The sequence below is a fragment of the Rhodococcus sp. IEGM 1372 genome (genome assembly GCF_030056835.1).
GTDB lineage: Bacteria > Actinomycetota > Actinomycetes > Mycobacteriales > Mycobacteriaceae > Rhodococcoides.
Genome location: NZ_JASHKS010000014.1, coordinates 60,639 through 86,279, shown reverse-complemented (window position 1 = coordinate 86,279; position 25,641 = coordinate 60,639). Strand labels below are relative to the sequence as shown.

The following is a 25,641-nucleotide window of genomic DNA, read 5'->3' as shown; positions in this document are numbered from 1 at the left end:
CGTCGTCGAGCACCGCCGCGCCTGCGCCCGCCGTGCCAGTGTCCGCAGTGGATTCGGTGAGACCGGCCCCGACGCGGGTGAGTGCCGTGGACATCGCGCTCGACGAGCCGTTGATCGGCCTGGGTCTCACCGAATCGGGTGAGATGCAGGTGCCCACCGACTACGACGACGTCGGGTGGTTCACCGGAGGTGGCCGGCCCGGCGCGATCGGTAGCCCGACGGTGATAGCCGGGCACGTCGACTCGACGACCGGTCCCGCCGTGTTCGATCGCCTGTCGGAACTCGGAGTCGGCGATGTCGTTGTGGTGCAGGACGAGGCGGGTGGCCGAGCCGAGTACCGCATCGACGAGATCGGTGATTACGGCAAAGCCGAGTTCCCGACGGCGTCGGTCTTCGGGGCTGTGCCTGCCGACGAGATCCGGCTCATCACCTGTTCGGGTGACTTCGATGCAGCCGTGGGCAGCTACGAGCGCAACCTCGTTCTCTACGGAGTGCGCATATGACAGTGCAGGCCGATGACAGTGCAACGCCGAACGTTTTGGAGTTGACCCCGAACGTGTTGTAGCCTGGTCGACGGTTCGGATCACGAATGCTCGCACTCGTGCCCAGACCGCCCAATCAAGTTCTACCCAAGACCGTTGGTCACCGCCTTCTCGAAGGATTCGCTTCCGGGAGTTGCGCGGTTGAAGGTCCGAGACAGCTTCGGACGGCCCACGCAGGAGAACGAGGTAGGGAACCTGTATGCAGCCCTGGTGGCTGCCCGCTCGTTCACGCCCCGTGTGCTTCTTGCGCCGGGGCGTTCGTCGTTTTCCGGCCCTCTCGCGATCGACACAACTTCCCACGAGAGGAGGCGAAGTATGGCAAAGCCCGAAAAGGTCTCAGCAGTATCGGAGATCACCGAACAGTTCAAAGGTTCGACGGCTGCCGTCGTCACGGAATACCGTGGCCTGTCGGTGTCCGGTCTGACTCAGCTCCGGCGTGCGCTCGGCGAAGGTGCCACGTACTCCGTCGCCAAGAACACCCTGGTCAAGCGCGCAGCAGCCGAGGCCGGCATCACCGGCCTCGACGACTTGTTCGTCGGACCGACCGCCATTGCATTCATCAAGGGCGAGCCGGTCGACGCAGCGAAGGCCATCAAGGCCTTCGCGAAGGACAACAAGGCCTTGATCGTCAAGGGCGGCTACATGGACGGCGCAACGCTGTCCGTGGACGAGATCAACAAGATCGCAGACCTCGAGTCGCGCGAAATCCTGTTGGCCAAGCTCGCCGGCGCCATGAAGGGCAACTTGTCGAAGGCTGCAGGCCTGTTCAACGCTCCCGCATCGCAGTTCGCGCGTCTGGCGTTCGCGTTGCAGGAGAAGAAGGCTGCCGGCGAACCCGCCGCAGCCGAGGCACCTGCAGAAACAGAAGCACCGGCGGAAGCTCCCGCCGAAAGCTGATCCGCTGGTATTGGCGAACAGCTCAGCTCCACACCACCAACACCAAGTCGCGGATCAGCGACCAGGTACTTACAGGAAGGACCCGCCACCATGGCGAAGCTCAGCACCGAAGAATTGCTCGACCAGTTCAAGGAGCTCACCCTCCTCGAGCTCAGCGAGTTCGTGAAGGCATTCGAGGAGACCTTCGAGGTCACCGCAGCCGCTCCCGTCGCCGTTGCTGCTGCAGGCGGCGGCGCTGCCCCCGCCGAGGCTGCTGAAGAGCAGGACGAGTTCGACGTCGTCCTCGAGTCGGCCGGCGACAAGAAGATCCAGGTCATCAAGGTCGTCCGTGAGGTCGTCTCCGGCCTCGGCCTGAAGGAAGCCAAGGACCTCGTCGAGAGCGCTCCGAAGGCAATCCTGGAGAAGGTCGCCAAGGATGCAGCCGAGGCTGCCAAGGAGAAGCTGGAAGCTGCCGGCGCAAAGATCTCCGTCAAGTAAGACCGCTTCGTTGCAGTCGCACGTCACGCTCTGACATCGAGAGCGAGTCGAGGGACCGTTTCCACTCCGGTGGGGACGGTCCCTTTTCTGTGTTTCCGGTGGCACCGGTCCAGGTGTCGTTGTGATCGGTCACGGACTCCGCGAGATCGCGTGACACTCGCTCTGCGTCCCTGTTTACTCGACCTCGCCGAAGTCCGAAGCTTTCCGAAGGGTTTCGGCTGTGATCGCTTGTGGCTTGTCACAGCAAAGCACGGCAGGGACTTGTCACAGTTCTGGCGAGTCGCCGACCGTGTCGCGTGAGATGGGCCACACTGATGCAAGCTCTACAGCCTGACTCGGGGAAGTTTTTACTGGGCGGTAAGCTCCTGTGTCGGAGCGGACACGTGCATGGGTTACAGTGACGCAACCCACATCTGGGTCGATGTGTACGAATTGTGGAGGTCAGCGTGGGAGTCGAGGTTTCGGTCGAGGGATTGACCAAGTCTTTCGGTGTACAGAAGATCTGGCAGGACGTGACGTTGACCCTGCCGAAGGGTGAAGTCAGTGCTCTCCTCGGTCCGTCCGGAACCGGTAAGTCGGTCTTCCTGAAGTCTCTGATCGGCCTCCTCCGGCCCGAGCAGGGCAAGATCTTCATCGACGGAACCGACATCCTGCAGTGCTCCTCACGTGAGCTCTACGAGATCCGCAAGCTCTTCGGCGTGCTGTTCCAGGACGGCGCACTGTTCGGCTCGATGAACCTCTACGACAACGTCGCATTCCCGCTCCGCGAGCACACCAAGAAGTCCGAGTCCGACATCCGCAAGATCGTCATGGAGAAGTTGGAACTGACGGGTCTGCTCGGTGCCGAGGACAAGCTCCCCGGTGAGATCTCCGGCGGTATGCGCAAGCGCGCCGGCCTCGCCCGCGCTCTGGTTCTCGATCCCGAGATCATCCTCGTCGACGAGCCCGACTCCGGCCTCGATCCCGTTCGTACCACCTACATTTCGCAGACCCTGATCGACATCAACGCCGAGATCGACGCCACGATCCTGATCGTCTCGCACAACATCAACCTCGCGCGGACCGTGCCCGACAACATCGGCATGCTCTTCCGTCGCCAGCTGGTGATGTTCGGCCCGCGTGAGGTGCTGCTCACCAGCGACGAGCCGGTGGTCAAGCAGTTCCTCAACGGAACCATGATCGGTCCGATCGGTATGTCGGAGGAGAAGGACGAGGCGCAGATGGCGCAAGAGCAGGCCATGGTCGACGCCGGGCACCACGCCGGTGGCGTCGACGACGTGGAAGGCATCGTCCCGCAGATGAAGGCCACCCCGGGTACTCCGGTGCGCCAGGCCGTCGGACGCAGGCAGGAACGCGTCCGCCAGATCATGCACACCCTGCCGCACAGTGCGCAGGTCGCGATCCAGGAAAGCCTCGACACCACCGATCCCGGTCAGCGGTACCCCGTGTACGCAGACCAGCAGCAGAGCTACGACCAGCAGGGTTACGACCAGCAGGGCTATGACCAACAGGGCTATGGCCAGCAGGGCTACGACCAGCAGGGTTACAGCAGCCAAGGTCATGACCAGCCGGGCTACCAAGCTCCGACACAGGGTCGGGGTCAATAGCAGACATGGGGGGATCGAAGAAGTCCGCGTTCGCTCCGGCGAACGCCGCTCTGACTCAAGCCGGAAATATCGTCGAGCTGTTCGTCGAGGTCGTTCGGAACACCTTTCGTAGGCCGTTCCAGTTCCGTGAATTCATCGAGCAGGCCTGGTTCATCGCCAGCGTCACGATTCTGCCGACAGCGCTCGTCGCGATTCCGTTCGGCGCGGTCGTGTCGCTGCAGACCGGATCGCTCATCAAGCAGCTCGGTGCCGAGTCGTTCACCGGCGCGGCCAGTGTGCTCGCGGTCATTCAGCAGGGCAGTCCGATCGTGACCGCGTTGTTGGTGGCCGGTGCCGCAGGTTCCGCCGTCACTGCCGACCTCGGCTCGCGCACCATTCGCGAGGAGATCGACGCCATGCGGGTGCTGGGCATCGATCCGGTACATCGTCTGGTCGTTCCGCGAGTGCTCGCGATGATTCTCGTCGCACTGTTGCTCAACGGCCTGGTCTCGGTCGTCGGCATCGCCGGCGGTTACTTCTTCAACGTGATCCTCCAGGGCGGCACCCCCGGTGCGTACCTGGCGTCCTTCGGAGCGCTGGCGCAGCTTCCCGATCTGTATGTCGCAGAAGCGAAAGCGGCGATCTTCGGGCTCATCGCGGGCATCATCGCCTCCTACAAGGGGCTCAATCCCAATCCCGGACCCAAGGGCGTCGGCGAGGCAGTGAACCAGACGGTTGTCATCACGTTCCTGCTGCTCTTCTTCGCCAACCTCATTCTGACCCTGGTGTATCTCCAGGTCGTCCCAGCGAAGGGAGCGTAACCGCGATGACGATCGCAAGAGGTCGCGGTGACCGCACGTTGATGCGCGTCAAGCGCGTCGGCAATGCCCCGCTCAACGTGCTCGACCGTGCAGGCGAGCAGATGTCGTTCTACCTGCGGGCCATCGGGTGGATTCCCAAGACCGCGGTGCATTACAAGAAGGAGGTGCTTCGCCTGCTGGCGGAGGTCACCTTCGGCAGCGGTGCGCTCGCCGTCATCGGCGGAACCATCGGCGTGATCGTGATGATGTCCGGCTTCACCGGCATCGTCGTCGGGCTGCAGGGCTACGCAGCACTCGAGCAGCTCGGTAGCTCGGTACTGACCGGCTTCCTGTCCGCGTACGTCAACACTCGTGAGATTGCGCCGATCGTCGCAGGACTTGCGCTCTCGGCCACCGTCGGCTGTGGCTTCACCGCCCAGCTCGGTGCCATGCGGATCTCGGAGGAGATCGACGCCCTCGAGGTGATGGCGGTACCGAGCGTGCCGTTCCTGGTGACCACCCGCATGATCGCCGGCTTCGTGGCCGTCATCCCGCTCTACATCGTCGGACTGTTGGCGTCGTACGTCGCGTCCCGAGGGATCAGCACCATCTTCAACGGGCAGTCCACGGGGTCCTACGACCACTACTTCAACCTCTTCCTACCTCCGGAAGACGTGTTGTATTCGTTCCTGAAGGTGTTGATATTCGCCTTCGTCCTGATCATGATCCACTGCTATTACGGCTACCACGCCTCGGGCGGACCTGCCGGTGTCGGTGTGGCCGTTGGCCGTGCCGTTCGTACCGCGATCGTCACGATCGCAGTGCTGGACTTCTTCTTGAGCCTCGCCATCTGGGGCACGACCACCACAGTGAGGGTTGCGGGATGATCGACTCGCCGTCGCGACTGAAGCGAGTACTGCTCGGTTTGGCGTTCTTCCTGGTGCTCATCCTGTTTCTGGGATGGAGCATCACGTCCTACAACAAGACGTTCAAGTCGGTGGTCAACGTCAGCCTCGAAACCGACTCGGTCGGAAATGCTCTGCCGATGAACGCCGATGTGAAGGTGCGCGGAATGATCGTCGGCGAGGTGCGCTCGGCGTCCACCGTCGACGGAGTCGTCACCTCGCAGCTGGCCATCGACCCGGACAAGGCTCCACTGATTCCGTCCAATGCGACGGCGCGGTTGCTGCCCAAGACTCTGTTCGGTGAGCGTTACGTGTCGCTGATCCTGCCCGAGAACGATTCCGCGTCGCCGATCACCGACGGCACGGTTCTTCAGCAGGACACCAGCGGCAACGCCATCGAGGTCGGGCAGTTGCTCGACGGCCTGCTTCCCCTGCTGCAGGCGATCCCGCCGCAGGACCTGGCGAACACCCTCGGGTCGTTGGCACAGGGACTCAGTGGACGCGGCGAGCAGCTCGGACAGACCATCGACAACCTGACCAACGTCGTGTCAGGGCTGAACACGGAGCTGCCGAACATCCAGCAGACGCTGGTCGGGCTGGCGGACTTCTCGGAGACCTACGCCGACGCTGCGCCCGAACTGATTTCGGCGCTGGACAACCTGCGGACGACGGGCAACACCGTGGTCGAGCGGCAGTCCAGCCTCGAAACGCTGTACGGCTCGCTGACCTCGGCGTCCTACACCACCGCGGACTTCCTGCAGACCAACTCCGAGAACTTGATCGGATTGGCCGCGAACTCTCGTGAAGCTCTCGAGCTGCTGGCCGAGTTCTCCCCGACGTTCGGTTGCACGTTCTCTCAGTTCGCCGAAGGTGCCAGGCGCGGCAAGATCGTGCTCGGCGAGGGCGACGAGTACCCCGGCATCAACGTGTCCGCATCGTTCGTCAACCCGAAGGGCCGTTACTTGCCGAACCAGGACGAGCCGCGCTTGTTCGACGATCGCGGAGCCACCTGCTTCGAACCCGCAGCACCGGGAGAGTTCTTCCCGCAGTACCCGGGAGGTTCGATCAACGACGGCTCCTACCAGGTGCCGACCCGCAACCCGGGACCGCAGGTGATCGAAGGGCAGGGGCCGCCCAAGTCGGCTCAGAGCTCCATCGTTCCCGCGGTCGCCGCATCCGCGCAGCCTGCGAGCTACGAGGGCTCGGACTTCGAGCGTGACACTCTCGCCGTGATCTACGGACAGGCGAGTGGTGTTGCACCAGACAGTGTTCCGTCGTGGGCAGCCGCTATCGGCGCACCGGCGATGAGAGGAGTGGAGGTGACCGTGCCATGAGAGGCCTTCTCGCGCCGATCATCAAACTGATCGTGTTCGCCGTGATCACGATCATTGCTACGGCCACCCTTGCCTTCACCATCGCCAACAGCAGTGGCGGCGGCGGTAGCAAGTTCTCGGCGGTCTTCACCGACGTCACCTCACTCAACGAGGGCGACGAGGTTCGCATCGCGGGCGTTCGCGTCGGCCAGGTCGACTCGATCGAGATCGCCAACGAGCGCGAAGCGAAAGTGGACTTCACGCTGAGCAGTCGCGACTGGCTGCCCGCCAGTTCGACGGCGACCATCCGGTTCAGGAACCTGGTGGGCCAGCGCTACATCGCCATCGAGCAGGGCTCGGGTGACCAGGGCCGCAAGATCACCGAAGGTGCCACCATTCCGTTGGAACGGACCAAGCCTGCGGTGAATCTGACCACGCTGTTCGACGGCTTCCGGCCGCTGTTCACCACCCTGAGCTCCGACGACGTCAACAAGCTGTCGTACCAGATCATCCAGGTGTTCCAGGGAGAGTCGGGCACGATCAACGAACTGGTGACCAACACGGCGACCCTGACGAACACCGTCGCCGACAAGGACCAGGTCATCGGCCAGGTCATCACCAATCTCAACAACGTGCTGGCGACGGTCAACCAGAACGACGGTCAGCTGGACAGCTTGATCGTCAACACCCAGCAGCTGGTCTCGGGTCTGTCGGCCGACCGTGAGGTCGTCGGCTCCGCCGTCACCTCGCTCGCGGGTCTGACCAACGCCACCGCCGACCTGCTCGAGCCGACTCGGCCGTCGATCCAGGGATCTGTCACGGCGCTGAACACGCTGTCCGAGACCATCAACCGCCGAAGCGACGACGTGGACACGGTCCTCGGAATTCTGCCCGTCAAACTCGACAAGCTCATTCGCACGGCCCAGCAGGGATCGTGGTTCACGTTCTACCTGTGCGGTATCGACATCGTCGCCGGACCGGGTAACTCGCCGAACCTGAATCTGCCCACCGGGCTTCCGACCGTAAACCAGCCGCTGTACACGAACTCGGCCGATCGCTGCAAAGCTGGGGGGATCAAGCAATGACATCTCGACGTAGTCCGGCCACCATCGGTGGACTGGGAATCGTGATCATCCTGCTCGCCACGATGTCGGTCTTCTTTCTCGACCGTCTCCCCATCATCGGTGCGGGTTCGGTGTACACCGCGGAGTTCAGCGAGGCCGCAGGACTCAAGCCCTCCAACGAGGTTCGCATCGCGGGCGTCAAGGTCGGCAAGGTGACCGACGTTCGTCTCGAAGGCGACCGGGTGCTCGTGGACTTCACGGTGAAGGACGCGTGGGTCGGAAACGAGTCACGGGCCGCCATCGCGATCAAGACCCTGCTGGGGCAGAAGTATCTGGCGCTCGACCCGAGCGGACCGGAGACACTGAGCCCCAAGGACCCGATTCCGCTCGAGCGCACCACGTCCCCGTACGACGTCATCGATGCGTTCTCGGCTGCCGCGTCGACCATCAACGACATCGACACGGACCAACTCGCCACCAGCATGCGCACGTTGTCCGACGCATTCTCCGAGACCCCGGCGAACATCCGAGCCTCGCTCGACGGCGTGACCCGGCTGTCGCAGACCGTGGCCAGTCGCGATGAGGAGCTCAAGAAGCTGTTCGAGGCCACCGGTGAGACGTCGAAGGTGCTGGCCGACCGCAACGAGCAATTCAACCAGCTCATCACCGACGCAGGTCCGCTGCTCGAAGAGCTCAACAATCGGCAGCAGGCCATCTCCGAGCTCCTCAGTGGTACGCAGCGCGTATCGCAGGAGCTGACCGGTCTGGTTCGTGACAACGAGGCCACCATCAACCCGATGCTGCAGCAGCTCAACGGCGTCATCGAGACCCTGCAACGCAACAACAACAATCTCGACCGCGCACTCAAGTTGTACGAGCCGTTCATTCGGCTGTACACGAACGTGGTCGGTAACGGCCGGTGGCTCGACATCGTCCTGGCCAACCTCACACCACCCGGAGTTCCGTTGATACCTGGTTACCGCGAGCCCTCGGTCGACAAGTTGGCAGGCAACTGATGACCGAGACTCAGACAGCGCCGAGAAACAAGAACAAGATCGCGCTGATCGCGGTCGTCGTGATCGTGGCTCTGGTCGTCGCAGTTGCCGGCTGGTGGCTCTTCACCAGGGCCGGCTCGACCAAGATCACCGCGTACTTCGACAAGTCGGTCGGTATCTACTCCGGCTCGGAGGTCCGAGTACTGGGCGTCAAGGTCGGTACCGTCGAATCGGTCACACCGTTGGGTGAAGACGTCGAGGTCGTCCTGCGAGTCGACCGTGGGGTCGATATCCCGGCCGAGGCGAAGGCCGTACAGGTCACCCCGTCGCTCGTCGCCGATCGCTACGTCCAGCTCGCCCCCGCGTACAGCGTCGGCGACACGATGGCCAGCGGAACGACGATCGGTCGCGATCGCACGGCCACACCCGTCGAGGTCGACGAGCTGTACTCGTCCATCAACGACCTCTCCACTGCCCTCGGGCCAGATGGCGCCAACAAGGACGGCGCGCTCACCGACCTGGTGAACACCGGCGCGGCCAATCTCGACGGCAACGGTGAAGCGTTGGGCAACAGCATCACTCAGCTGTCGGCGGCCGGTCGCACACTGAGCGATTCGCGCAGCGACGTCTTCGACACGATCAAGAATCTGCAGACGTTCGTCAGTGCTCTGGCCGTCAACGATCAGCAGGTCCGCAGCTTCAACACGCAACTGGCCGACCTGACCGGTTTCCTGTCGGGTCAGCGAGAGGAGTTGGGTGCCGCGCTGCAGCAGCTGTCGGTCTCGCTCGGTGACGTGGCCACCTTCGTTGCGGACAACCGCACTGAACTGACCGATACCGCCAACGGTCTCGTGGTGCCGACCCAGACTCTCGCGGACAATCGCGAGCAACTGGTACAGACCCTGACGTTGCTGCCGCTGGCCATCAGCAACCTGGTCAACGCCTACGATGCCGAGTCCGGCACACTGGCCACGCGCGCCAATCTCCAGAACGAGACCCAGGATCCGCTCGGCACCGTCTGCCGATTGCTCGACCTCGGCAAGCTGGTGCCCGGTGATCCTCGCTTCGAGGCCCTCGGTGCGCAGATTCAGCCGATCATCGATCAGTGCGCCAACCTCACCGACATGATCCAGGCACCCATCACCGACCAGAACCGGATCGTGCTGCCGTTCGGCGTTCTCACCAACGACATCGAGCAGAACGTGTCCGTGCCAGGCACCGTGCCGGGCAACGTCTCGCCGAGACTGGGGTCCACCCCCATGCCAGGTCTCGACCGGTCGCTCATCGGAGGAGGACAGTGATGACCTCTGTGAATCGGAATCGAGCCCGCGTGAAGCGTTCGTTGGTAGTAGGTGCAGGCGCATGTGTGGTGGCGTTGTCCGCCGGGGCATGTTCGTCGGCAGGCATCTACGCCATCCCGCTCCCCGGTGGTGCCGACGTCGGTGACAACCCGTTCAACCTGACGGTGCAGTTCGACGACGTGCTGGACCTGGTCCCGCAGTCGACCGTCAAGGTCGACGGTGTGGCGGCCGGCCGAGTCGCCTCCATCTCCGTACCGAACGAGGGGTGGACGGCCGATGTCGACGTCATCCTCAACTCGGACGTGGATCTGCCTGCCAATGCGATCGCTTCGGTGCAGCAGACCAACCTGCTCGGTGAGAAGTTCGTGCAGCTCTCGGCACCTCCCGGTGACGAGGCAGCAGCGCGGTTGCAGGACGGCGACACCATCCCGCTCGATCGAACCCGTCATGCCACCGATATCGAGCAGGTACTCGGTGCGCTCTCGCTGCTGCTCAACGGTGGCGGCGTCGGGCAGCTCTCGCCGATCATCAAGGAACTGAGCACTGCGTTCGACGGTCGCGAAGGCAAGACGAAAGAGCTTCTGCAGCAGGCGAACACGTTGATCGACGGCCTCAACCAGCAGCGCGACGACATCACCCGCGCCATCGACGGTCTCGACACTCTCAGCGGCCGGGTCAACACGCAGACCGACAAGATCGACGCCGTACTGAAGGACCTGCCGATCGCCACCGAGGTGCTCGAGCAGCAGCGTCCGCAGCTGACCGAGATGCTCGGAGCTCTCGATCGCCTCGGAGCCGTCGGCACCGACGTGATCGACCGTTCCAAGGACGATCTGATCGCAGACCTGCGGGCACTGCGCCCGACGCTCCAGGCCCTGGCCGATTCGGCGGACGACGTGGTGAGCTCGCTTTCGGTCATTCCGACGCTGCCGTTCGCCGACGGCACCGAGAAGATCATCGAGGGCAACTCCGCCAACCTGTTCCTCTCACTCGACCTGTCGATCGGAACTGCGCTGCGTAACTTCGGCGTCGGTGAGGGCGATCCGGTCTACGTCCAGCCCAAGTACGGCAACACGCTGCCGGTGGTCGACCCGTCCAATCCGTACTACAACGGAAACGGACCTCGGCCGGGTTGGCCGACGATCTCGTTGCTGCCGTTGCCGCCGATCGTCCCGTCACCGGTTCCGGGCCCGGGTGCCCCGGCCAACGAGCAGGCTGCCGCGGCCGCTGCGCCCGCACCGGCCGATCCGTTGGCACCGTTGAACGATCTGCTCGAGCGATTCGGAGTTGGACAGTGAGATCGAGACTGGTTCGCATTCAATTGGTCCTCTTCGTCGTGGTCGCCGTACTGGGCTTGGTCTATGTCGGTGCCAAGTACGTGCGCCTGGACAACATGCTCGGCTTCGGGCAGTACCAGGTCGATCTGAATCTCGCCGATTCCGGTGGCATCTTCTCCAATGCCGAGGTCACCTACCGAGGTGTTCCGGTGGGAGCCGTCGGGGATCTGGAACTGACGCAGGACGGCGTCCGGGTCGCGCTCATGCTCGACAACGGTGGGCCGGACATCCCGGCCGGTACGAAGGCCGTTGTCGCCAACCGGTCTGCGATCGGTGAGCAGTACGTCGACTTGCAGCCCGACACCGATCAGGGGCCGTTCCTGGTCGATGGTTCGCAGATCGCGCAGGCCGACACCACCACGCCCGTGCCGGTGGAGGACGTCCTCGCCAACACGAACACGTTGGTCCGGTCGGTACCGCTGGACACGCTGACGCGGGTCGTCAACGAACTCGGCGTCGCATTCGACGGTAAGGGCGCAGATCTGGCGTCTCTCGTCGATTCGCTCGGGAACATCTCCGAGGCCGGCAACGAGGCGTTGCCGGAGACGCTTGCGCTGGTGCGTGACGCGGTGCCGGTGTTGAACACGCAGTCCGAGCAGTCGGATCTGATTCGTCAGTTCAGCACCAGCCTCGACGAAGTGACGGCTCAGTTGAAGTCCAGCGATCCGGACATTCGCCGCCTCATCGATACCGGTACGGCGGCAGGCGATCAGCTCGGCGGTCTCATCACCGATGCCGGTCCGGCTCTGACCACCGACATCAACAACCTGGCCTTGGTTGCTGCTCAGGCCGAACCGCGGTACGTCGCGCTTCGTCCGTTCCTGACGTTCCTGCCTGCCCTCGGTGCCGGCATCTCGACGATCGTCCCGAACGACGGCACGATCCGTCAGGGTCTGTTGCTCGAGACCAACAACCCGCCGCCCTGCACGGTGGGCTACGAGGGTTCGCAGGCGATCCTCGACGAGGAGAAGCGCAAGAACCCGAACTTCGATCCGACTCGGGAGAACTACCCGTTGAACCTCGACGCGAACTGCGCGACACCGCAGGGCAGCGTCACGGGTGTGCGGTCCGCGAACCGCATCGTGTTCGCCGATCCGGACGTGCCGCAGCCGTGGGACCTCAAGCCCAAGGTCGATCCGGAGAAGCTCAACCTCAACCCCATCGCCACCCAGTTGGCACCGCTGATCGGCGTCACGCCGAAGTAGTGAAATCGGTGGAACTGCTGCTCAGCACTGCCGTCGGGCCGAGAGTGGTTCGGCCGGATATTACCGAGTAGTAGGGTGGAAAGTGTGAACTCGAGCACCGAAGCCCTGGAGTCCCCAGCGACTCCAGGGCGCACCAAGACCGCGAAAATCCTGTTGGCCGTCGTCACGGTGATCGCCGTTGCCGCTCTCGCGGCGGCAGTGTTCTTCGGTTACGGCTGGGGCAATGCGTTACTGAGCCAGAAGCCCACCGCGGACACCAGGGACGCGGCGCTGACCGGAGCTCAGCAGGCCGCCGTCAACCTGAACACGGTCGACGCAGCAGCCATCGATCAGTCGTTCGACAACATGAAGTCGTCGATCACCGGCGACCTGATGCTCAACGACCTCGAGCAGACTCGCTCGGGAATCACCGATCAGGTTCGTCAGTCCGGTGCCAAGAGCGAGGCCGAAGTGTTGCACGGCACGCTCACCGAGCTGAGCACGGACGAGAACACCGCCACCGCCCTCGTGGTCATCGCGACGACCACTACGTGGCCCGATCGCGTCGAGCGCAGCAAGCTGACGATGCGTCTGGCCATGGAAGAGGTCGACGGGGTGTGGAAGACCAACAAGGTCGACCCCATCGGTTCACGGATCTCGCTCGACAACCCGAACACCAATCCCGTTGTCCCGACCGAACCGGGCGGCCCCGCCGACCCGAATGCGGTCGATCCGAATGCGGCCGACCCCAGTGCGGAAGCGACGCCGGCTCCTCAGCCCGACGCCGGCGGCAATTGAGAGATCCGGCATTGGTGTTTTCCGTCTGTACCGAAGTGAGTTTCGAAGGAGTTCTGTAGTGCCTCCCCAGCGTCGCAAGATCGTTCCACCCACCACCACCAGCAAAGTTCGCCGGAAGGTGGCCGGTACCGGGAAGCCGACTGCTGCCAACTCCGCCACGGACTCGACCGGTGCCGAGGCGTCCGCTGCGACCGAGACTTCGGCGGTCACCACGACACCGCCCACCGAGCCCGTATCGGACAAGCCCACAGCCGACAACCCCGCGCTCGACAAGCCTGCTGTCGAGAAGCCGGTGACCGATAAGCCCGCTGCCGACAAGCCTGTGCTCGACAAGCCGGCAACCGATAAGCCCGCTACCGACAAGCCTGTGCTCGAGAAGCCGGCAACCGACAAGCCTGTGCTCGACAAGCCGCCAACCGACAAGTCCGCAGCTGATTCCGCGTCGACCGACTCTGCCGCCGCGTCGGCGTCGGCGTCGGGGATCGGCTACAAGCACGTCATCGTCGTTGCGGTCATAGCCGTTGTGCTCGGTGCGTTCGCTGCCGTTGCCGCGTTCAAGCCGTTCGCCACGATCGACAACGCAGCCTGGGTGGATTCCGCGGCGACGCAGGAAGTCACTTCGGCCGCGACCGACGCGCTGCAAACCTTGTACACGTACAAGGCCGCCACGATCGACGCCGATTTCGATGCCGCTCGTGCGGTGCTCAATCAGTCGATGCTCGACGAGTTCAACTCCACCGCGGAAACCACCAAATCGGCTGTGGTGCAGACGGATACGGGAACCGAAGCTATGGTCACCGATATCGGCGTCTCGCGGCTGGAGGATGGCATGGCGGAACTGATCGCCAACGTGAACATCAGTGCCACGCAGAACGGTGTCGCATCGGGTAGTGCCGAGGGCCCGTTGACGGTGAACATGGAGAAGGTCGACGGCACCTGGAAGCTGTCGGCAATCGACGATCAGTAGGCGTCACAACAGCACTCGATCCGGCCCCGTTCGACGCAGAATTCCTGCTCGGACGGGGCTTTTTCGTGCGCTTTTCGGCCGTCTGTCACCGGCTGGCCACCGAGTTACCATCGCGATTGCGTCCTGGCTTGGGGCGAGCCCTGGTTGTTCGAGACAACCAATAGACGCTCGACAGCCAGGGGTGGATCCGATGAAAACGGAGCATGCAGGTCATGACTGACACAACCATCGATTATTTCGCGCTGGAATCCAGGTCCGGTCGTTCGGGCTTTGCCGAGCACGTCAATCCCGAACTGTATCGGCTGTTGTCTGCGCTGAACTTGGATCGCGAGTACGTGCGGGGCGACGGGACGGTTCTGTTCGACGCCGCGGGTCGACGCTATCTGGACTTCGCGGGTGCATACGGGGCGCTGCCGTTCGGTCACGGCCCCACTCCGATCTGGCAGGCGATCAACGATGTTCGATGCAGCGGGGAGGCGATCTTCGTGCAGCCGTCGGTGCTGACGGCAGCGGGTGAATTGGCAGATCGGTTGGGGCGCATCGCACCCGACGGATTGACGCGGACGACGTTCGTCAACAGTGGTACCGAGGCTACCGAGGTGGCGCTCAAGATCGCGCGAGCGCACACCGGTCGGCTGGGTGTACTGACCACCGGGAACGGTTTTCACGGCAAGACTCTCGGCGCTTTGTCTGCGACGGGAAACATCAAGTACCAGAGCGGTTTCGGTGCACCGGTCGAGGGATTCGATCACATCGAGTTCGGTGATTCGGACGCGCTCGACGCGGCCCTGGCGGTGGCACCCGGGCACTATGCGGTGTTTCTGGTGGAGCCGATCCAGGGTGAGGGCGGGGTGGTGTGTCCACCCGACGGGTACCTACGCCGCGTGCGGGAGATCTGTGATCGGCACGGGGTGCTGATGGCTCTCGACGAGGTGCAGACCGGGCTCGGCCGGACCGGCAGGATGTTCGCCGCCGAGCACGATGGTGTGGTGCCGGACATTCTCACCGTGGCCAAAGCGCTCGGGGGAGGGATCGTGCCGGTGGGTGCGGTGTTGTGTGCGCCGAGGTTGGTGGACGAAAGTTTCGCGCTCCGTCACACGTCGACCTTCGCCGGGAACGCGTTGGCCGCGCGGGTCGGTATCGCGGTACTCGACGAGTTGACTCGAGACGACTGCGCTCTGGTGCAGACCGTGGCCGTTCTCGGGCGGCAGCTGAAGAACGATCTCTCCGTGCTGGCCGAGAAATATCCGTCGGTGGTCACCGTGGTGCGCGGTCGCGGACTGTTGCTGGGCCTGGAACTCACCGCGGACGTGAACTTCGTCGGGCGGCAGTCGTTGCTGGGATCGATTGCCGATCAACACAATCTGGCGGTGGTGATCTGCTCGTACCTGCTCGATGTAGAGGGGATACGTGTGGCTCCGACTCTGTTCGGTAACAGGGTGATTCGGATCGAACCACCGTTGACGGTGTCGGCGGTGCAGTGCTCGCGGCTGGTCGCGGCGTTGGATCGCGCATTGGGGTATGCGGCGGTGGGGGACCTGGACGGATTGTTCGGGCATCTGCTGGGCCGACCGACCGTCGCCACTCCGCCCGCGCTCGAGGCGTTGCGCCCGGGTCGGACGCCCGATATCCCTGTGCGACAGGCCGATCGACGCTTCGCGTTCATCGCGCATCCTCTCGATCTCGGATTCTTCGCTGCGTTCGATCCGGCGCTGGAGGTGTTCGACCACGGCGAGCGGCAGGACCTGCTCGAGCGGTTCGCGGCATCGACGTCCGAGCTCGAACCTGCGTCGTTCGTCATCGGCAGCGGCCGAGTCGTCGGGGGTGAGGAGGCGACGGCGCACGGCGATCTGATCGGGCTGCCGTACACCTCCGAGCAGTTGCTGCATCTGCCGACCGAGCAGGCGCTGCGGGTGGTCGGCGGTGCCGTCGACCTGGCGATCTCACGCGGTGCGACGGTGGTCGGGTTGGGCGGTTATTCGTCGGTGATCACCGGGAACGGGTTGGGCCTCGGCGCGACGACGCGACCGATCACCACCGGCAACACGTTCACCGCTGCGGCGAGTCTGCGGGCTGTTCGACGCGTGTGCCGTGAACGCGGTATCGATGTCGCGCGGGCTCGGGTGACGATTCTCGGTGCCGCCGGGGCGATCGGGCGAACGATCGGCATGCAGTTGGCCGGCGAGGTCGGCGCCGTCGTGTTGGTCGGCAGGAAGGGGGAGAGTTCGGTCGTCGCACCCAAGCTGTGGGCGGCCGCGCAGGAGATGGTGGCGTGCGCTCGGGCCGGGACGGGTTCGGGAGATCTGGCCGGTGCCGCGCACGCGGTCGACGGTGATCTGGACGATCTGATCAGGTCGCGACATGTCGAGTTCTTCACCGATTCTGTTGCTGCGGTGAAGGATTCGTTGATCGTCATCGCTGCGACATCGGCGCCGCATGCGCTGATCGATCCGACGGATCTGATGGAGGGTGCCATCGTCTGCGATGTTGCGCAGCCGCCGAACATCGGCCGGGACGTGCGCAGTGAGCGGCCCGACGTGACGGTGTTCGACGGCGGCATCGTGCGGGTGCCGTCGGGTTCGGAATTCGGGTTGACCTACGGGTTGGCTCCAGGTCTGACGTATGCCTGCATGGCCGAGACGATGCTGATCGCGTTGTCGGGCGAGTTCGGACTGCGCAGCATCGGCACCACCCTCGACGGCGACAGTGTCGAGCGGTTGGGTGAGCTGGCGGATGTCCACGGGTTCGCGCTCGCCGAGGCCACGCGGTGGCGCAAGGCCGACCGGTAGTCGGCAGGGGCGGGTGCGTCGGTGTCCCCGCCGGGTGGCCCGCCCCCGACTGCGTCCTCCCGACTGCGTCCTCCCGACTGCGTCCTCCCGACTGCGTCAATGGACCGTTGCACACGTCTCGGCGGTGCAGTGGTTCATTGACGCGGCCGGGTCGAGAGCAGTCTCTCGGAAAACGGATCGGGCCGAACCTCTTGACGAAGGGGGCGGCACGGTTCACTCTTGTCGTCAGGAGCACCCCCAGTGGTTTCGGAAGCGCAGTGGTTCGATGAGCGCAGTGGTTCTGGGCGTTCGGCAGGCGACACGCTTTCGTCGAGTCGGCGCGTGAATGGACCCCGGGTGCTACTTTTGATGCCCCCGTTGCGCTGTGCGCACATTTGGGGTACCTTTGGACGTTGCGCTGGCTGCCTCCTGTCCACCTCTCGATCGCTGTTACCCGAAAGCACGTTTTCGGGCCGCTGTGATGGGGATTCGGTCTGGTTGCACCAGCCGAAATTCGCCCCACATATAGCAAACAGATACAGCGGCGGTCGCACTGCACGAGCGACCCGCGTGAGGTGCTGGAAGGACGCATCTTGGCAGTCTCTAGCCAGACCAAGGCAGTTGTCGGAACACCGGGAGCCCCGAGGAGGGTTTCGTTCGCGAACATTCGCGAGCCGTTGGAGGTACCCGGTCTCCTCGATGTACAGACGGATTCGTTCGAATGGCTGGTAGGTGCGCAAAGTTGGCGTGACCGTGCCGCCGCCCGCGGAGACAGCAGTGTCGCCGGTGGACTCGAGGACATCCTGACCGAGCTCTCTCCGATCGAGGACTTCTCGGGTTCGATGTCTCTCTCCTTCTCCGACCCACGATTCGACGAGGTCAAGGCCTCGACCGATGAGTGCAAGGACAAGGACATGACGTACGCGGCTCCGCTGTTCGTCACGGCCGAGTTCATCAACAACAACACCGGTGAGATCAAGAGCCAGACGGTCTTCATGGGTGATTTCCCGATGATGACCGACAAGGGCACCTTCATCATCAACGGCACCGAGCGTGTCGTCGTCTCGCAGCTGGTGCGTTCGCCGGGCGTCTACTTCGATCATTCGATCGACAAGACCACCGAGAAGGACCTGCACAGCGTCAAGGTGATCCCCGGTCGCGGCGCATGGCTCGAGTTCGACGTCGACAAGCGCGACACCGTCGGTGTCCGCATCGACCGCAAGCGTCGCCAGCCCGTCACGGTGCTGCTGAAGGCTCTCGGCTGGTCCACCGAGCAGATCACGGAGCGCTTCGGCTTCTCCGAGATCCTCATGGCCACGCTGGAGAAGGACAACACCGCCGGTACCGACGAGGCACTCCTCGACATCTACCGCAAGTTGCGTCCGGGCGAGCCGCCGACCAAGGAGTCGGCGCAGACCCTGCTGGAGAACCTGTTCTTCAAGGACAAGCGCTACGACCTCGCTCGCGTGGGTCGCTACAAGATCAACAAGAAGCTCGGCCTCAACTCGGGTCAGCCCATCGTGGCGTCGACCCTCACCGAGGAAGACATCGTCGCGACCATCGAGTACCTGGTGCGTCTGCACGCAGGTGAGACCTCGATGACCGCACCCGACGGCGTCGAGGTTCCGGTCGAGGTCGACGACATCGACCACTTCGGTAACCGTCGTCTGCGTACCGTCGGCGAGCTCATCCAGAACCAGATCCGCGTGGGCCTGTCCCGCATGGAGCGCGTCGTGCGCGAACGTATGACGACTCAGGACGTCGAGGCGATCACGCCGCAGACCCTGATCAACATCCGTCCCGTCGTCGCTGCGATCAAGGAGTTCTTCGGAACGTCCCAGCTCTCGCAGTTCATGGACCAGAACAACCCGCTGTCGGGTCTGACGCACAAGCGTCGCCTGTCGGCACTGGGACCCGGCGGTCTCTCTCGTGAGCGCGCCGGCCTCGAGGTCCGCGACGTGCACCCCTCGCACTACGGCCGCATGTGCCCCATCGAGACCCCGGAAGGCCCGAACATCGGCCTGATCGGATCGCTCTCGGTGTACGCACGCGTCAACCCGTTCGGGTTCATCGAGACCCCGTACCGCAAGGTCGTCGACGGCAAGGTCACCGACGATGTCGATTACCTGACCGCCGACGAGGAGGATCGCCACACGCTCGCGCAGGCGAACTCTCCGGTCGACGACTCGGGTCACTTCATCGAGGACAAGATTCTCGTCCGTCGTAAGGGTGGAGAGGTCGAGTTCGTCTCGTCCGACGACATCGACTACATGGACGTCTCGCCGCGCCAGATGGTGTCCGTCGCAACCGCGATGATCCCGTTCCTCGAGCACGACGATGCCAACCGTGCCCTGATGGGCGCGAACATGCAGCGTCAGGCCGTCCCGCTGGTTCGCAGCGAGTCGCCGATCGTCGGGACCGGCATGGAGCTGCGTGCAGCTGTCGACGCCGGTGACGTCGTCATCACCGAGAAGACCGGTGTCGTCGAAGAGGTCTCCGCCGATTACGTCACGGTCATGGCCGACGACGGAACTCGCAAGACCTACCGGATGCGTAAGTTCGCGCGCTCCAACCAGGGCACCTGCGCCAACCAGCGTCCGATCGTGGACGAGGGACAGCGCGTCGAGACCGGCCAGGTCCTCGCCGACGGCCCCTGCACCGAGAACGGTGAGATGGCACTCGGCAAGAACCTGCTGCTGGCGATCATGCCGTGGGAGGGCCACAACTACGAGGACGCGATCATCCTGTCGCAGCGCCTCGTGGAAGAGGACGTTCTCACCTCGATCCACATCGAGGAGCACGAGATCGATGCTCGCGACACCAAGCTCGGTGCCGAGGAGATCACTCGCGACATCCCGAACGTCTCCGACGAGGTCCTCGCAGACCTCGACGAGCGCGGCATCATCCGTATCGGTGCCGAGGTTCGTGACGGCGACGTGTTGGTCGGAAAGGTCACGCCGAAGGGCGAGACCGAGCTGACCCCCGAAGAGCGCCTCTTGCGCGCCATCTTCGGTGAGAAGGCTCGCGAAGTTCGCGACACCTCGCTCAAGGTTCCGCACGGCGAGAACGGAAAGGTCATCGGCATCCGCGTCTTCTCGCGCGACGACGACGACGATCTGCCTCCCGGCGTCAACGAGCTGGTCCGCGTCTACGTGGCTCAGAAGCGCAAGATCCAGGACGGCGACAAGCTCGCAGGCCGTCACGGCAACAAGGGCGTCATCGGCAAGATCCTCCCGCAGGAGGACATGCCGTTCCTGCCCGACGGCACCCCGATCGACATCATCCTCAACACCCACGGTGTGCCGCGTCGTATGAACATCGGTCAGGTCCTCGAAACCCACCTGGGTTGGATCGGCAAGACCGGATGGAACGTTCAGATCGCCGCGGACGGCACGAAGCCCGATTGGGCCGAGCGTCTGCCCGAGGAGATGTTGGCGGCTCCGGCCGACAGCAACATCGCCACCCCGGTGTTCGACGGTGCCAAGGAGAATCAGCTCGCCGGCTTGCTGGAGAGCACGATTCCCAACCGCGACGGCGAGCAGATGGTCGGATCCGACGGTAAGGCCACGTTGTTCGACGGCCGCTCCGGCGAGCCGTTCCCGTACCCGGTGTCGGTGGGCTACATGTACATCATCAAGCTGCACCACTTGGTCGACGACAAGATCCACGCTCGTTCGACCGGGCCGTACTCGATGATCACGCAGCAGCCCCTCGGTGGTAAGGCCCAGTTCGGTGGACAGCGCTTCGGTGAGATGGAGTGCTGGGCCATGCAGGCCTACGGTGCCGCGTACACGCTGCAGGAGCTTCTCACCATCAAGTCGGACGACGTTGTCGGCCGCGTGAAGGTGTACGAGGCGATCGTCAAGGGCGAGAACATTCCCGAGCCCGGTATCCCCGAGTCCTTCAAGGTGCTCCTCAAGGAGCTCCAGTCGCTGTGCCTCAACGTGGAGGTGCTGTCCTCGGACGGCGCTGCCATCACGATGGCCGACGGTGACGACGAAGACCTCGAGCGTGCCGCAGCCAACCTGGGAATCAACCTCTCCCGCAACGAAGCTGCCACGGTCGACGACCTCGCTCAGTAGTTCAGTGGTCTCCGGGCCTGCGTCACTGCAGGCCCGGAGGCGTTCTTCTCATTTGCTCTTCCAGCACAACACCCATAACGGGGAAAGGAAGTTACGTGCTCGACGTCAACTTCTTCGATGAACTTCGCATTGGCCTTGCCACTGCGGACGACATCCGTCAGTGGTCCTACGGCGAGGTCAAGAAGCCGGAGACCATCAACTACCGCACGCTCAAGCCCGAGAAGGACGGCCTCTTCTGCGAGAAGATCTTCGGCCCCACTCGGGACTGGGAGTGCTACTGCGGCAAGTACAAGCGCGTCCGCTTCAAGGGCATCATCTGTGAGCGTTGTGGCGTCGAGGTCACTCGCGCCAAGGTGCGTCGTGAGCGCATGGGCCACATCGAACTGGCTGCTCCGGTCACGCACATCTGGTACTTCAAGGGTGTGCCGTCGCGTCTGGGCTACCTGCTCGACCTGGCTCCGAAGGATCTCGAGAAGATCATCTACTTCGCTGCCTACGTCATCACCACGGTCGACGACGAGCTCCGTCACAACGAGCTCTCGACGCTCGAGGCCGAGATGGAGGTCGAGAAGAAGGCCGTCGCAGATCAGCGCGACGCCGATCTCGAGGCTCGTGCGCAGAAGCTCGAAGCCGACATCGCCGAGCTCGAAGCCGAGGGTGCCAAGTCCGACGTGCGCCGCAAGGTCAAGGACGGCGGCGAGCGCGAGATGCGTCAGCTCCGTGACCGCGCGCAGCGTGAGCTCGATCGTCTCGAAGAGATCTGGACCACGTTCACCAAGCTCGCTCCCAAGCAGCTCATCGTCGACGAGCTCATCTACCGCGAGCTCATCGACCGGTACGGCGAGTACTTCACCGGTGCCATGGGTGCCGAGTCGATCCAGAAGCTCATGCAGACCTTCGACATCGACGCCGAGGCGGAATCTCTTCGCGAGACCATCCGTAGCGGCAAGGGCCAGAAGAAGCTGCGCGCGCTCAAGCGTCTGAAGGTCGTCGCTGCGTTCCAGGCCGGCCGTAACTCCCCGATGGGCATGGTCCTGGACGCTGTCCCGGTCATCCCGCCGGAGCTTCGTCCGATGGTGCAGCTCGACGGTGGACGTTTCGCGACGTCCGACCTCAACGATCTGTACCGCCGCGTCATCAACCGCAACAACCGCCTCAAGCGTCTGATCGATCTCGGTGCTCCCGAGATCATCGTCAACAACGAGAAGCGGATGCTGCAGGAGTCGGTCGACGCCCTGTTCGACAACGGCCGTCGTGGACGTCCGGTAACCGGACCGGGTAACCGTCCGCTGAAGTCGCTCTCCGACTTGCTCAAGGGCAAGCAGGGTCGTTTCCGTCAGAACCTCCTCGGCAAGCGCGTCGACTACTCGGGCCGTTCGGTCATCGTCGTCGGCCCGCAGCTCAAGCTGCACCAGTGTGGTCTGCCGAAGCTAATGGCTCTCGAGCTGTTCAAGCCGTTCGTGATGAAGCGTCTGGTGGATCTGAACCACGCGCAGAACATCAAGTCGGCCAAGCGCATGGTCGAGCGTCAGCGTCCGCAGGTGTGGGACGTTCTCGAAGAGGTCATCGCAGAGCACCCCGTGCTGCTGAACCGTGCACCCACCCTGCACCGGTTGGGCATCCAGGCGTTCGAGCCGCAGCTCGTCGAGGGCAAGGCCATCCAGCTGCACCCGCTCGTGTGTGAGGCGTTCAACGCCGACTTCGACGGTGACCAGATGGCTGTCCACCTCCCGCTGTCCGCCGAGGCTCAGGCCGAGGCACGCGTGCTGATGCTGTCGTCGAACAACATCCTCTCGCCGGCATCGGGCCGTCCGCTCGCCATGCCGCGTCTGGACATGGTGACGGGTCTGTACCACCTGACGCGTCTCGATGCCGGTGCTGTCGGCGAGCGCGCCGACGCCAAGACCGACACGGCCGAGTTCGGGGCGTACTCCTCCCCGGCCGAGGCTCAGATGGCCGTCGATCGTGGATCGCTCACGGTGCAGTCGCAGATTCGGGTTCGTCTCACCACGCAGCGCCCGCCGCGTGACATCGAGAACGAGCTGTTCCCGAACGGCTGGAACCGCGGCGAGGCATGGACCGCGCAGACCACTCTGGGACGCGTGCTCTTCAACGAGCTGCTTCCGGCGGACTACCCGTTCGTCAACGAGCAGATGCCGAAGAAGCGTCAGTCGACCATCATCAACGATCTCGCCGAGCGTTACCCGATGATCGTCGTCGCGCAGACCGTCGACAAGCTCAAGGACGCAGGCTTCTACTGGGCCACGCGTTCGGGTGTCACCATCTCGATCTCCGACGTCCTCGTGCCGCCGGAGAAGCCGCAGATCATGGAGACCTTCGAGGCTCAGGCCGATCAGATCGAGAAGAAGTACCAGCGTGGCGCACTCGACAAGGTCGAGCGCAACTCCGCTCTGGTCAAGATCTGGCAGGACGCGACCGAGCAGGTCGGTAAGGCTATGGAGGCGCACTTCCCCGACGACAACCCGATCCCGATGATCGTGAAGTCCGGCGCAGCCGGAAACATGACTCAGGTTCGCTCGCTCGCCGGCATGAAGGGCTTGGTGACGAACCCGAAGGGTGAGTTCATCCCGCGTCCGATCAAGTCTTCCTTCAAGGAAGGCCTGACGGTTCTCGAGTACTTCATCAACACGCACGGTGCTCGTAAGGGTCTGGCCGACACGGCGCTTCGTACCGCCGACTCGGGCTACCTGACGCGTCGTCTGGTCGACGTCTCGCAGGATGTCATCGTTCGGGAAACCGACTGTGGCACCGAGCGCGGCATCGTCACGACGATCGCCGAGAAGACGGCCGACGGCAAGATGATCCGCGACGCTCACGTCGAGACCAGCACGTACGCCCGCACCTTGGCGAACGACGCTGTCGACGAGAACGGCACGGTCATCGTCGCTCGCGGACACGATCTCGGTGACCCGGCCATCGACGCGCTGCTCGCCGCGGGCATCACGTCGGTCAAGGTTCGCTCGGTGCTCACCTGCACCACCGGAACCGGCGTCTGCGCCACCTGCTACGGCCGCTCGATGGCCACCGGCAAGCTGGTCGACATCGGTGAGGCCGTCGGTATCGTTGCCGCACAGTCCATCGGTGAGCCCGGAACCCAGCTGACCATGCGTACCTTCCACCAGGGTGGTGTCGCCGGAGATGACATCACCGGTGGTCTGCCTCGTGTGCAGGAGCTGTTCGAGGCACGTGTGCCGAAGGGCAAGGCTCCGATCGCGGACGTGTCGGGACGCATCCAGCTCGAGGACGGCGATCGTTTCTACAAGATCACCATCGTTCCGGACGACGGCGGCGAAGAGGTCGTCTACGACAAGCTCTCCAAGCGTCAGCGTCTGCGCGTCTTCAAGCACGACGACGGCACCGAGCGCCTCTTGGCGGACGGTGACCACGTCGAGGTCGGCCAGCAGCTCATGGAAGGTGCTGCCGATCCGCACGAGGTCCTGCGTGTGATGGGTCCCCGTCAGGTGCAGATTCACCTCGTCAACGAGGTCCAGGAGGTGTACCGGTCGCAGGGTGTGTCGATTCACGACAAGCACATCGAGACGATCGTTCGCCAGATGCTCCGTCGCGTGACGATCATCGACAGCGGCTCCACCGAGTTCCTGCCCGGTTCACTCACCGAGCGCAGCGAATTCGAGTCGAGCAACCGTCGCGTCGTCTCCGAGGGTGGCGAGCCCGCAGCCGGACGTCCGGTCCTGATGGGTATCACCAAGGCGTCGCTGGCCACCGACTCGTGGCTGTCGGCAGCGTCGTTCCAGGAGACCACTCGTGTGCTCACCGATGCGGCGATCAACTGCCGTAGCGACAAGCTCATAGGTCTCAAGGAGAACGTCATCATCGGTAAGCTCATCCCGGCTGGTACCGGCATCAACCGGTACCGGAACATCACGGTGCAGCCGACCGAAGAGGCACGTGCCGCGGCATACGCGGTGCCGTCGTACGACGATCAGTACTACAGCCCGGACGGCTTCGGCCAGGGAACCGGCGCTGCCGTGCCGCTCGACGACTACGGTTTCTCCAACGAATACCGCTAGAGCGACTTCGTCGCACGTGCACAGAAACTCGTAGCCCACTACGAGTTTCCGCTCACGACGACAGAGCCAGCAGACAAAGCCCCGCATCGACTTCGGTCGGTGCGGGGCTTTGTTTTATCTGGGGTGCGCGGTGAGTTTTCGATGCGCCTCGAGTCGGTACCGGCATGACCGATCAAACATCCAGCACCATCGTGAACATCGGCGTGGCCATGTTCACCGTCGCAGACCAGGACGCCGCGCTCGAGTTCTATTCACGCGTGCTCGGTTTCGAGCTGCGCGACGATACGCGTTTCGGCCCCGAGGGCGAGTATCGGTGGGTCGAGGTGGCGCCGCCCGGTTCGACGGCACGCCTGGCCCTGAATCCGCCGATGGGTGACTCGCCCGGTGGGTCCTCGATCGGTGTGGAAACTCCCGACGTCGAGGCGGAACATGCGCGACTGGCCGCGATCGGCGGTGTCGACATGGACGCATTGTCCGGGACGGAGGACGGTGCGCCGCCGATGTTCGTGCTGCGTGATCCCGACGGCAATATGGTGTGGGTGGTTCAGGCCTGAATCGCCCACCGGGCGGGCG

18 protein-coding genes are annotated in these 25,641 nt (G+C 63.8%); all 18 read left to right on the top strand.

What is annotated here, in order from left to right; genetic code table 11:
- The first annotated feature begins 47 nt into the window (after nucleotides 1-47).
- The 18 genes from QM590_RS14170 to QM590_RS14085 all read left to right on the top strand — a co-directional run bounded on the left by QM590_RS14170 (nucleotide 48) and on the right by QM590_RS14085 (nucleotide 25,622).
- On the top strand, nucleotides 48-503 hold the full coding sequence (locus QM590_RS14170) for a class F sortase (protein WP_269595381.1): 456 nt from the start codon (nucleotides 48-50) through the stop codon (nucleotides 501-503).
- 354 nt (nucleotides 504-857) lie between these two features.
- Nucleotides 858-1,439: a 50S ribosomal protein L10 gene (gene rplJ / locus QM590_RS14165; RefSeq protein WP_094641121.1), complete on the top strand. Its 582-nt coding sequence runs from the start codon at nucleotides 858-860 to the stop codon at nucleotides 1,437-1,439.
- Nucleotides 1,440-1,529: 90 nt separating this feature from the next.
- Nucleotides 1,530-1,916 (top strand): 50S ribosomal protein L7/L12, encoded by a 387-nt coding sequence (gene rplL, locus QM590_RS14160; RefSeq protein ID WP_057475236.1) that lies wholly within the window; start codon nucleotides 1,530-1,532, stop codon nucleotides 1,914-1,916.
- Between the two features lie 446 nt (nucleotides 1,917-2,362).
- Nucleotides 2,363-3,523 carry an ABC transporter ATP-binding protein gene (locus QM590_RS14155; protein WP_269595380.1) on the top strand — a complete coding sequence of 387 codons (1,161 nt, stop codon included), beginning with the start codon at nucleotides 2,363-2,365 and terminating at the stop codon, nucleotides 3,521-3,523.
- 5 nt (nucleotides 3,524-3,528) lie between these two features.
- Nucleotides 3,529-4,323 carry an MlaE family ABC transporter permease gene (locus QM590_RS14150; protein WP_037191254.1) on the top strand — a complete coding sequence of 265 codons (795 nt, stop codon included), beginning with the start codon at nucleotides 3,529-3,531 and terminating at the stop codon, nucleotides 4,321-4,323.
- A 5-nt stretch (nucleotides 4,324-4,328) separates the two neighbouring features.
- Complete coding sequence (locus QM590_RS14145; protein ID WP_027498223.1) at nucleotides 4,329-5,189, top strand: MlaE family ABC transporter permease; 861 nt, start codon at nucleotides 4,329-4,331, stop codon at nucleotides 5,187-5,189.
- On the top strand, nucleotides 5,186-6,541 hold the full coding sequence (locus QM590_RS14140) for an MCE family protein (protein ID WP_269595379.1): 1,356 nt from the start codon (nucleotides 5,186-5,188) through the stop codon (nucleotides 6,539-6,541). The genes QM590_RS14145 and QM590_RS14140 overlap by 4 nt, the downstream gene beginning before the upstream one ends.
- A complete protein-coding gene (locus QM590_RS14135) occupies nucleotides 6,538-7,605 on the top strand; it encodes an MCE family protein (RefSeq protein WP_269595378.1) in 1,068 nt (355 codons plus the stop codon). Before QM590_RS14140 ends, QM590_RS14135 begins: the two co-directional genes overlap by 4 nt.
- Nucleotides 7,602-8,600 carry an MCE family protein gene (locus tag QM590_RS14130; protein WP_269595377.1) on the top strand — a complete coding sequence of 333 codons (999 nt, stop codon included), beginning with the start codon at nucleotides 7,602-7,604 and terminating at the stop codon, nucleotides 8,598-8,600. The genes QM590_RS14135 and QM590_RS14130 overlap by 4 nt, the downstream gene beginning before the upstream one ends.
- Complete coding sequence (locus QM590_RS14125; RefSeq protein WP_269595376.1) at nucleotides 8,600-9,880, top strand: MCE family protein; 1,281 nt, start codon at nucleotides 8,600-8,602, stop codon at nucleotides 9,878-9,880. The genes QM590_RS14130 and QM590_RS14125 overlap by 1 nt, the downstream gene beginning before the upstream one ends.
- A gap of 29 nt (nucleotides 9,881-9,909) precedes the next feature.
- The gene (locus tag QM590_RS14120) at nucleotides 9,910-11,178 is read left to right on the top strand and encodes an MCE family protein (protein WP_269595395.1); all 1,269 of its coding nucleotides are present in this window, start codon (nucleotides 9,910-9,912) and stop codon (nucleotides 11,176-11,178) included.
- Nucleotides 11,175-12,422: an MCE family protein gene (locus QM590_RS14115; protein ID WP_269595375.1), complete on the top strand. Its 1,248-nt coding sequence runs from the start codon at nucleotides 11,175-11,177 to the stop codon at nucleotides 12,420-12,422. The genes QM590_RS14120 and QM590_RS14115 overlap by 4 nt, the downstream gene beginning before the upstream one ends.
- An 84-nt stretch (nucleotides 12,423-12,506) precedes the next feature.
- Nucleotides 12,507-13,199 (top strand): hypothetical protein, encoded by a 693-nt coding sequence (locus tag QM590_RS14110; protein ID WP_094641129.1) that lies wholly within the window; start codon nucleotides 12,507-12,509, stop codon nucleotides 13,197-13,199.
- Between the two features lie 58 nt (nucleotides 13,200-13,257).
- Entirely contained in the window at nucleotides 13,258-14,166 is a 909-nt protein-coding gene (locus QM590_RS14105; RefSeq protein WP_269595374.1) for a hypothetical protein, read from the top strand.
- 212 nt (nucleotides 14,167-14,378) lie between these two features.
- Entirely contained in the window at nucleotides 14,379-16,955 is a 2,577-nt protein-coding gene (locus tag QM590_RS14100) for an aminotransferase class III-fold pyridoxal phosphate-dependent enzyme (protein ID WP_269595373.1), read from the top strand.
- Between the two features lie 554 nt (nucleotides 16,956-17,509).
- A complete protein-coding gene (gene rpoB / locus QM590_RS14095; protein ID WP_094687957.1) occupies nucleotides 17,510-21,016 on the top strand; it encodes a DNA-directed RNA polymerase subunit beta in 3,507 nt (1,168 codons plus the stop codon).
- A 95-nt stretch (nucleotides 21,017-21,111) separates the two neighbouring features.
- The gene (locus tag QM590_RS14090) at nucleotides 21,112-25,068 is read left to right on the top strand and encodes a DNA-directed RNA polymerase subunit beta' (protein ID WP_269595372.1); all 3,957 of its coding nucleotides are present in this window, start codon (nucleotides 21,112-21,114) and stop codon (nucleotides 25,066-25,068) included.
- A gap of 164 nt (nucleotides 25,069-25,232) precedes the next feature.
- On the top strand, nucleotides 25,233-25,622 hold the full coding sequence (locus QM590_RS14085; protein WP_269595371.1) for a VOC family protein: 390 nt from the start codon (nucleotides 25,233-25,235) through the stop codon (nucleotides 25,620-25,622).
- Nucleotides 25,623-25,641 lie beyond the last annotated feature (19 nt).

Coding starts and splice junctions, on each gene's coding strand:
- rplJ (WP_094641121.1), top strand. CDS start 858: ATGGCAAAGCCCGAAAAGGTCTCAGCAGTATCGGAGATCACCGAACAG.
- rplL (WP_057475236.1), top strand. CDS start 1,530: ATGGCGAAGCTCAGCACCGAAGAATTGCTCGACCAGTTCAAGGAGCTC.
- QM590_RS14150 (WP_037191254.1), top strand. CDS start 3,529: ATGGGGGGATCGAAGAAGTCCGCGTTCGCTCCGGCGAACGCCGCTCTG.
- QM590_RS14145 (WP_027498223.1), top strand. CDS start 4,329: ATGACGATCGCAAGAGGTCGCGGTGACCGCACGTTGATGCGCGTCAAG.
- QM590_RS14140 (WP_269595379.1), top strand. CDS start 5,186: ATGATCGACTCGCCGTCGCGACTGAAGCGAGTACTGCTCGGTTTGGCG.
- QM590_RS14135 (WP_269595378.1), top strand. CDS start 6,538: ATGAGAGGCCTTCTCGCGCCGATCATCAAACTGATCGTGTTCGCCGTG.
- QM590_RS14130 (WP_269595377.1), top strand. CDS start 7,602: ATGACATCTCGACGTAGTCCGGCCACCATCGGTGGACTGGGAATCGTG.
- QM590_RS14125 (WP_269595376.1), top strand. CDS start 8,600: ATGACCGAGACTCAGACAGCGCCGAGAAACAAGAACAAGATCGCGCTG.
- QM590_RS14100 (WP_269595373.1), top strand. CDS start 14,379: ATGACTGACACAACCATCGATTATTTCGCGCTGGAATCCAGGTCCGGT.
- QM590_RS14085 (WP_269595371.1), top strand. CDS start 25,233: ATGACCGATCAAACATCCAGCACCATCGTGAACATCGGCGTGGCCATG.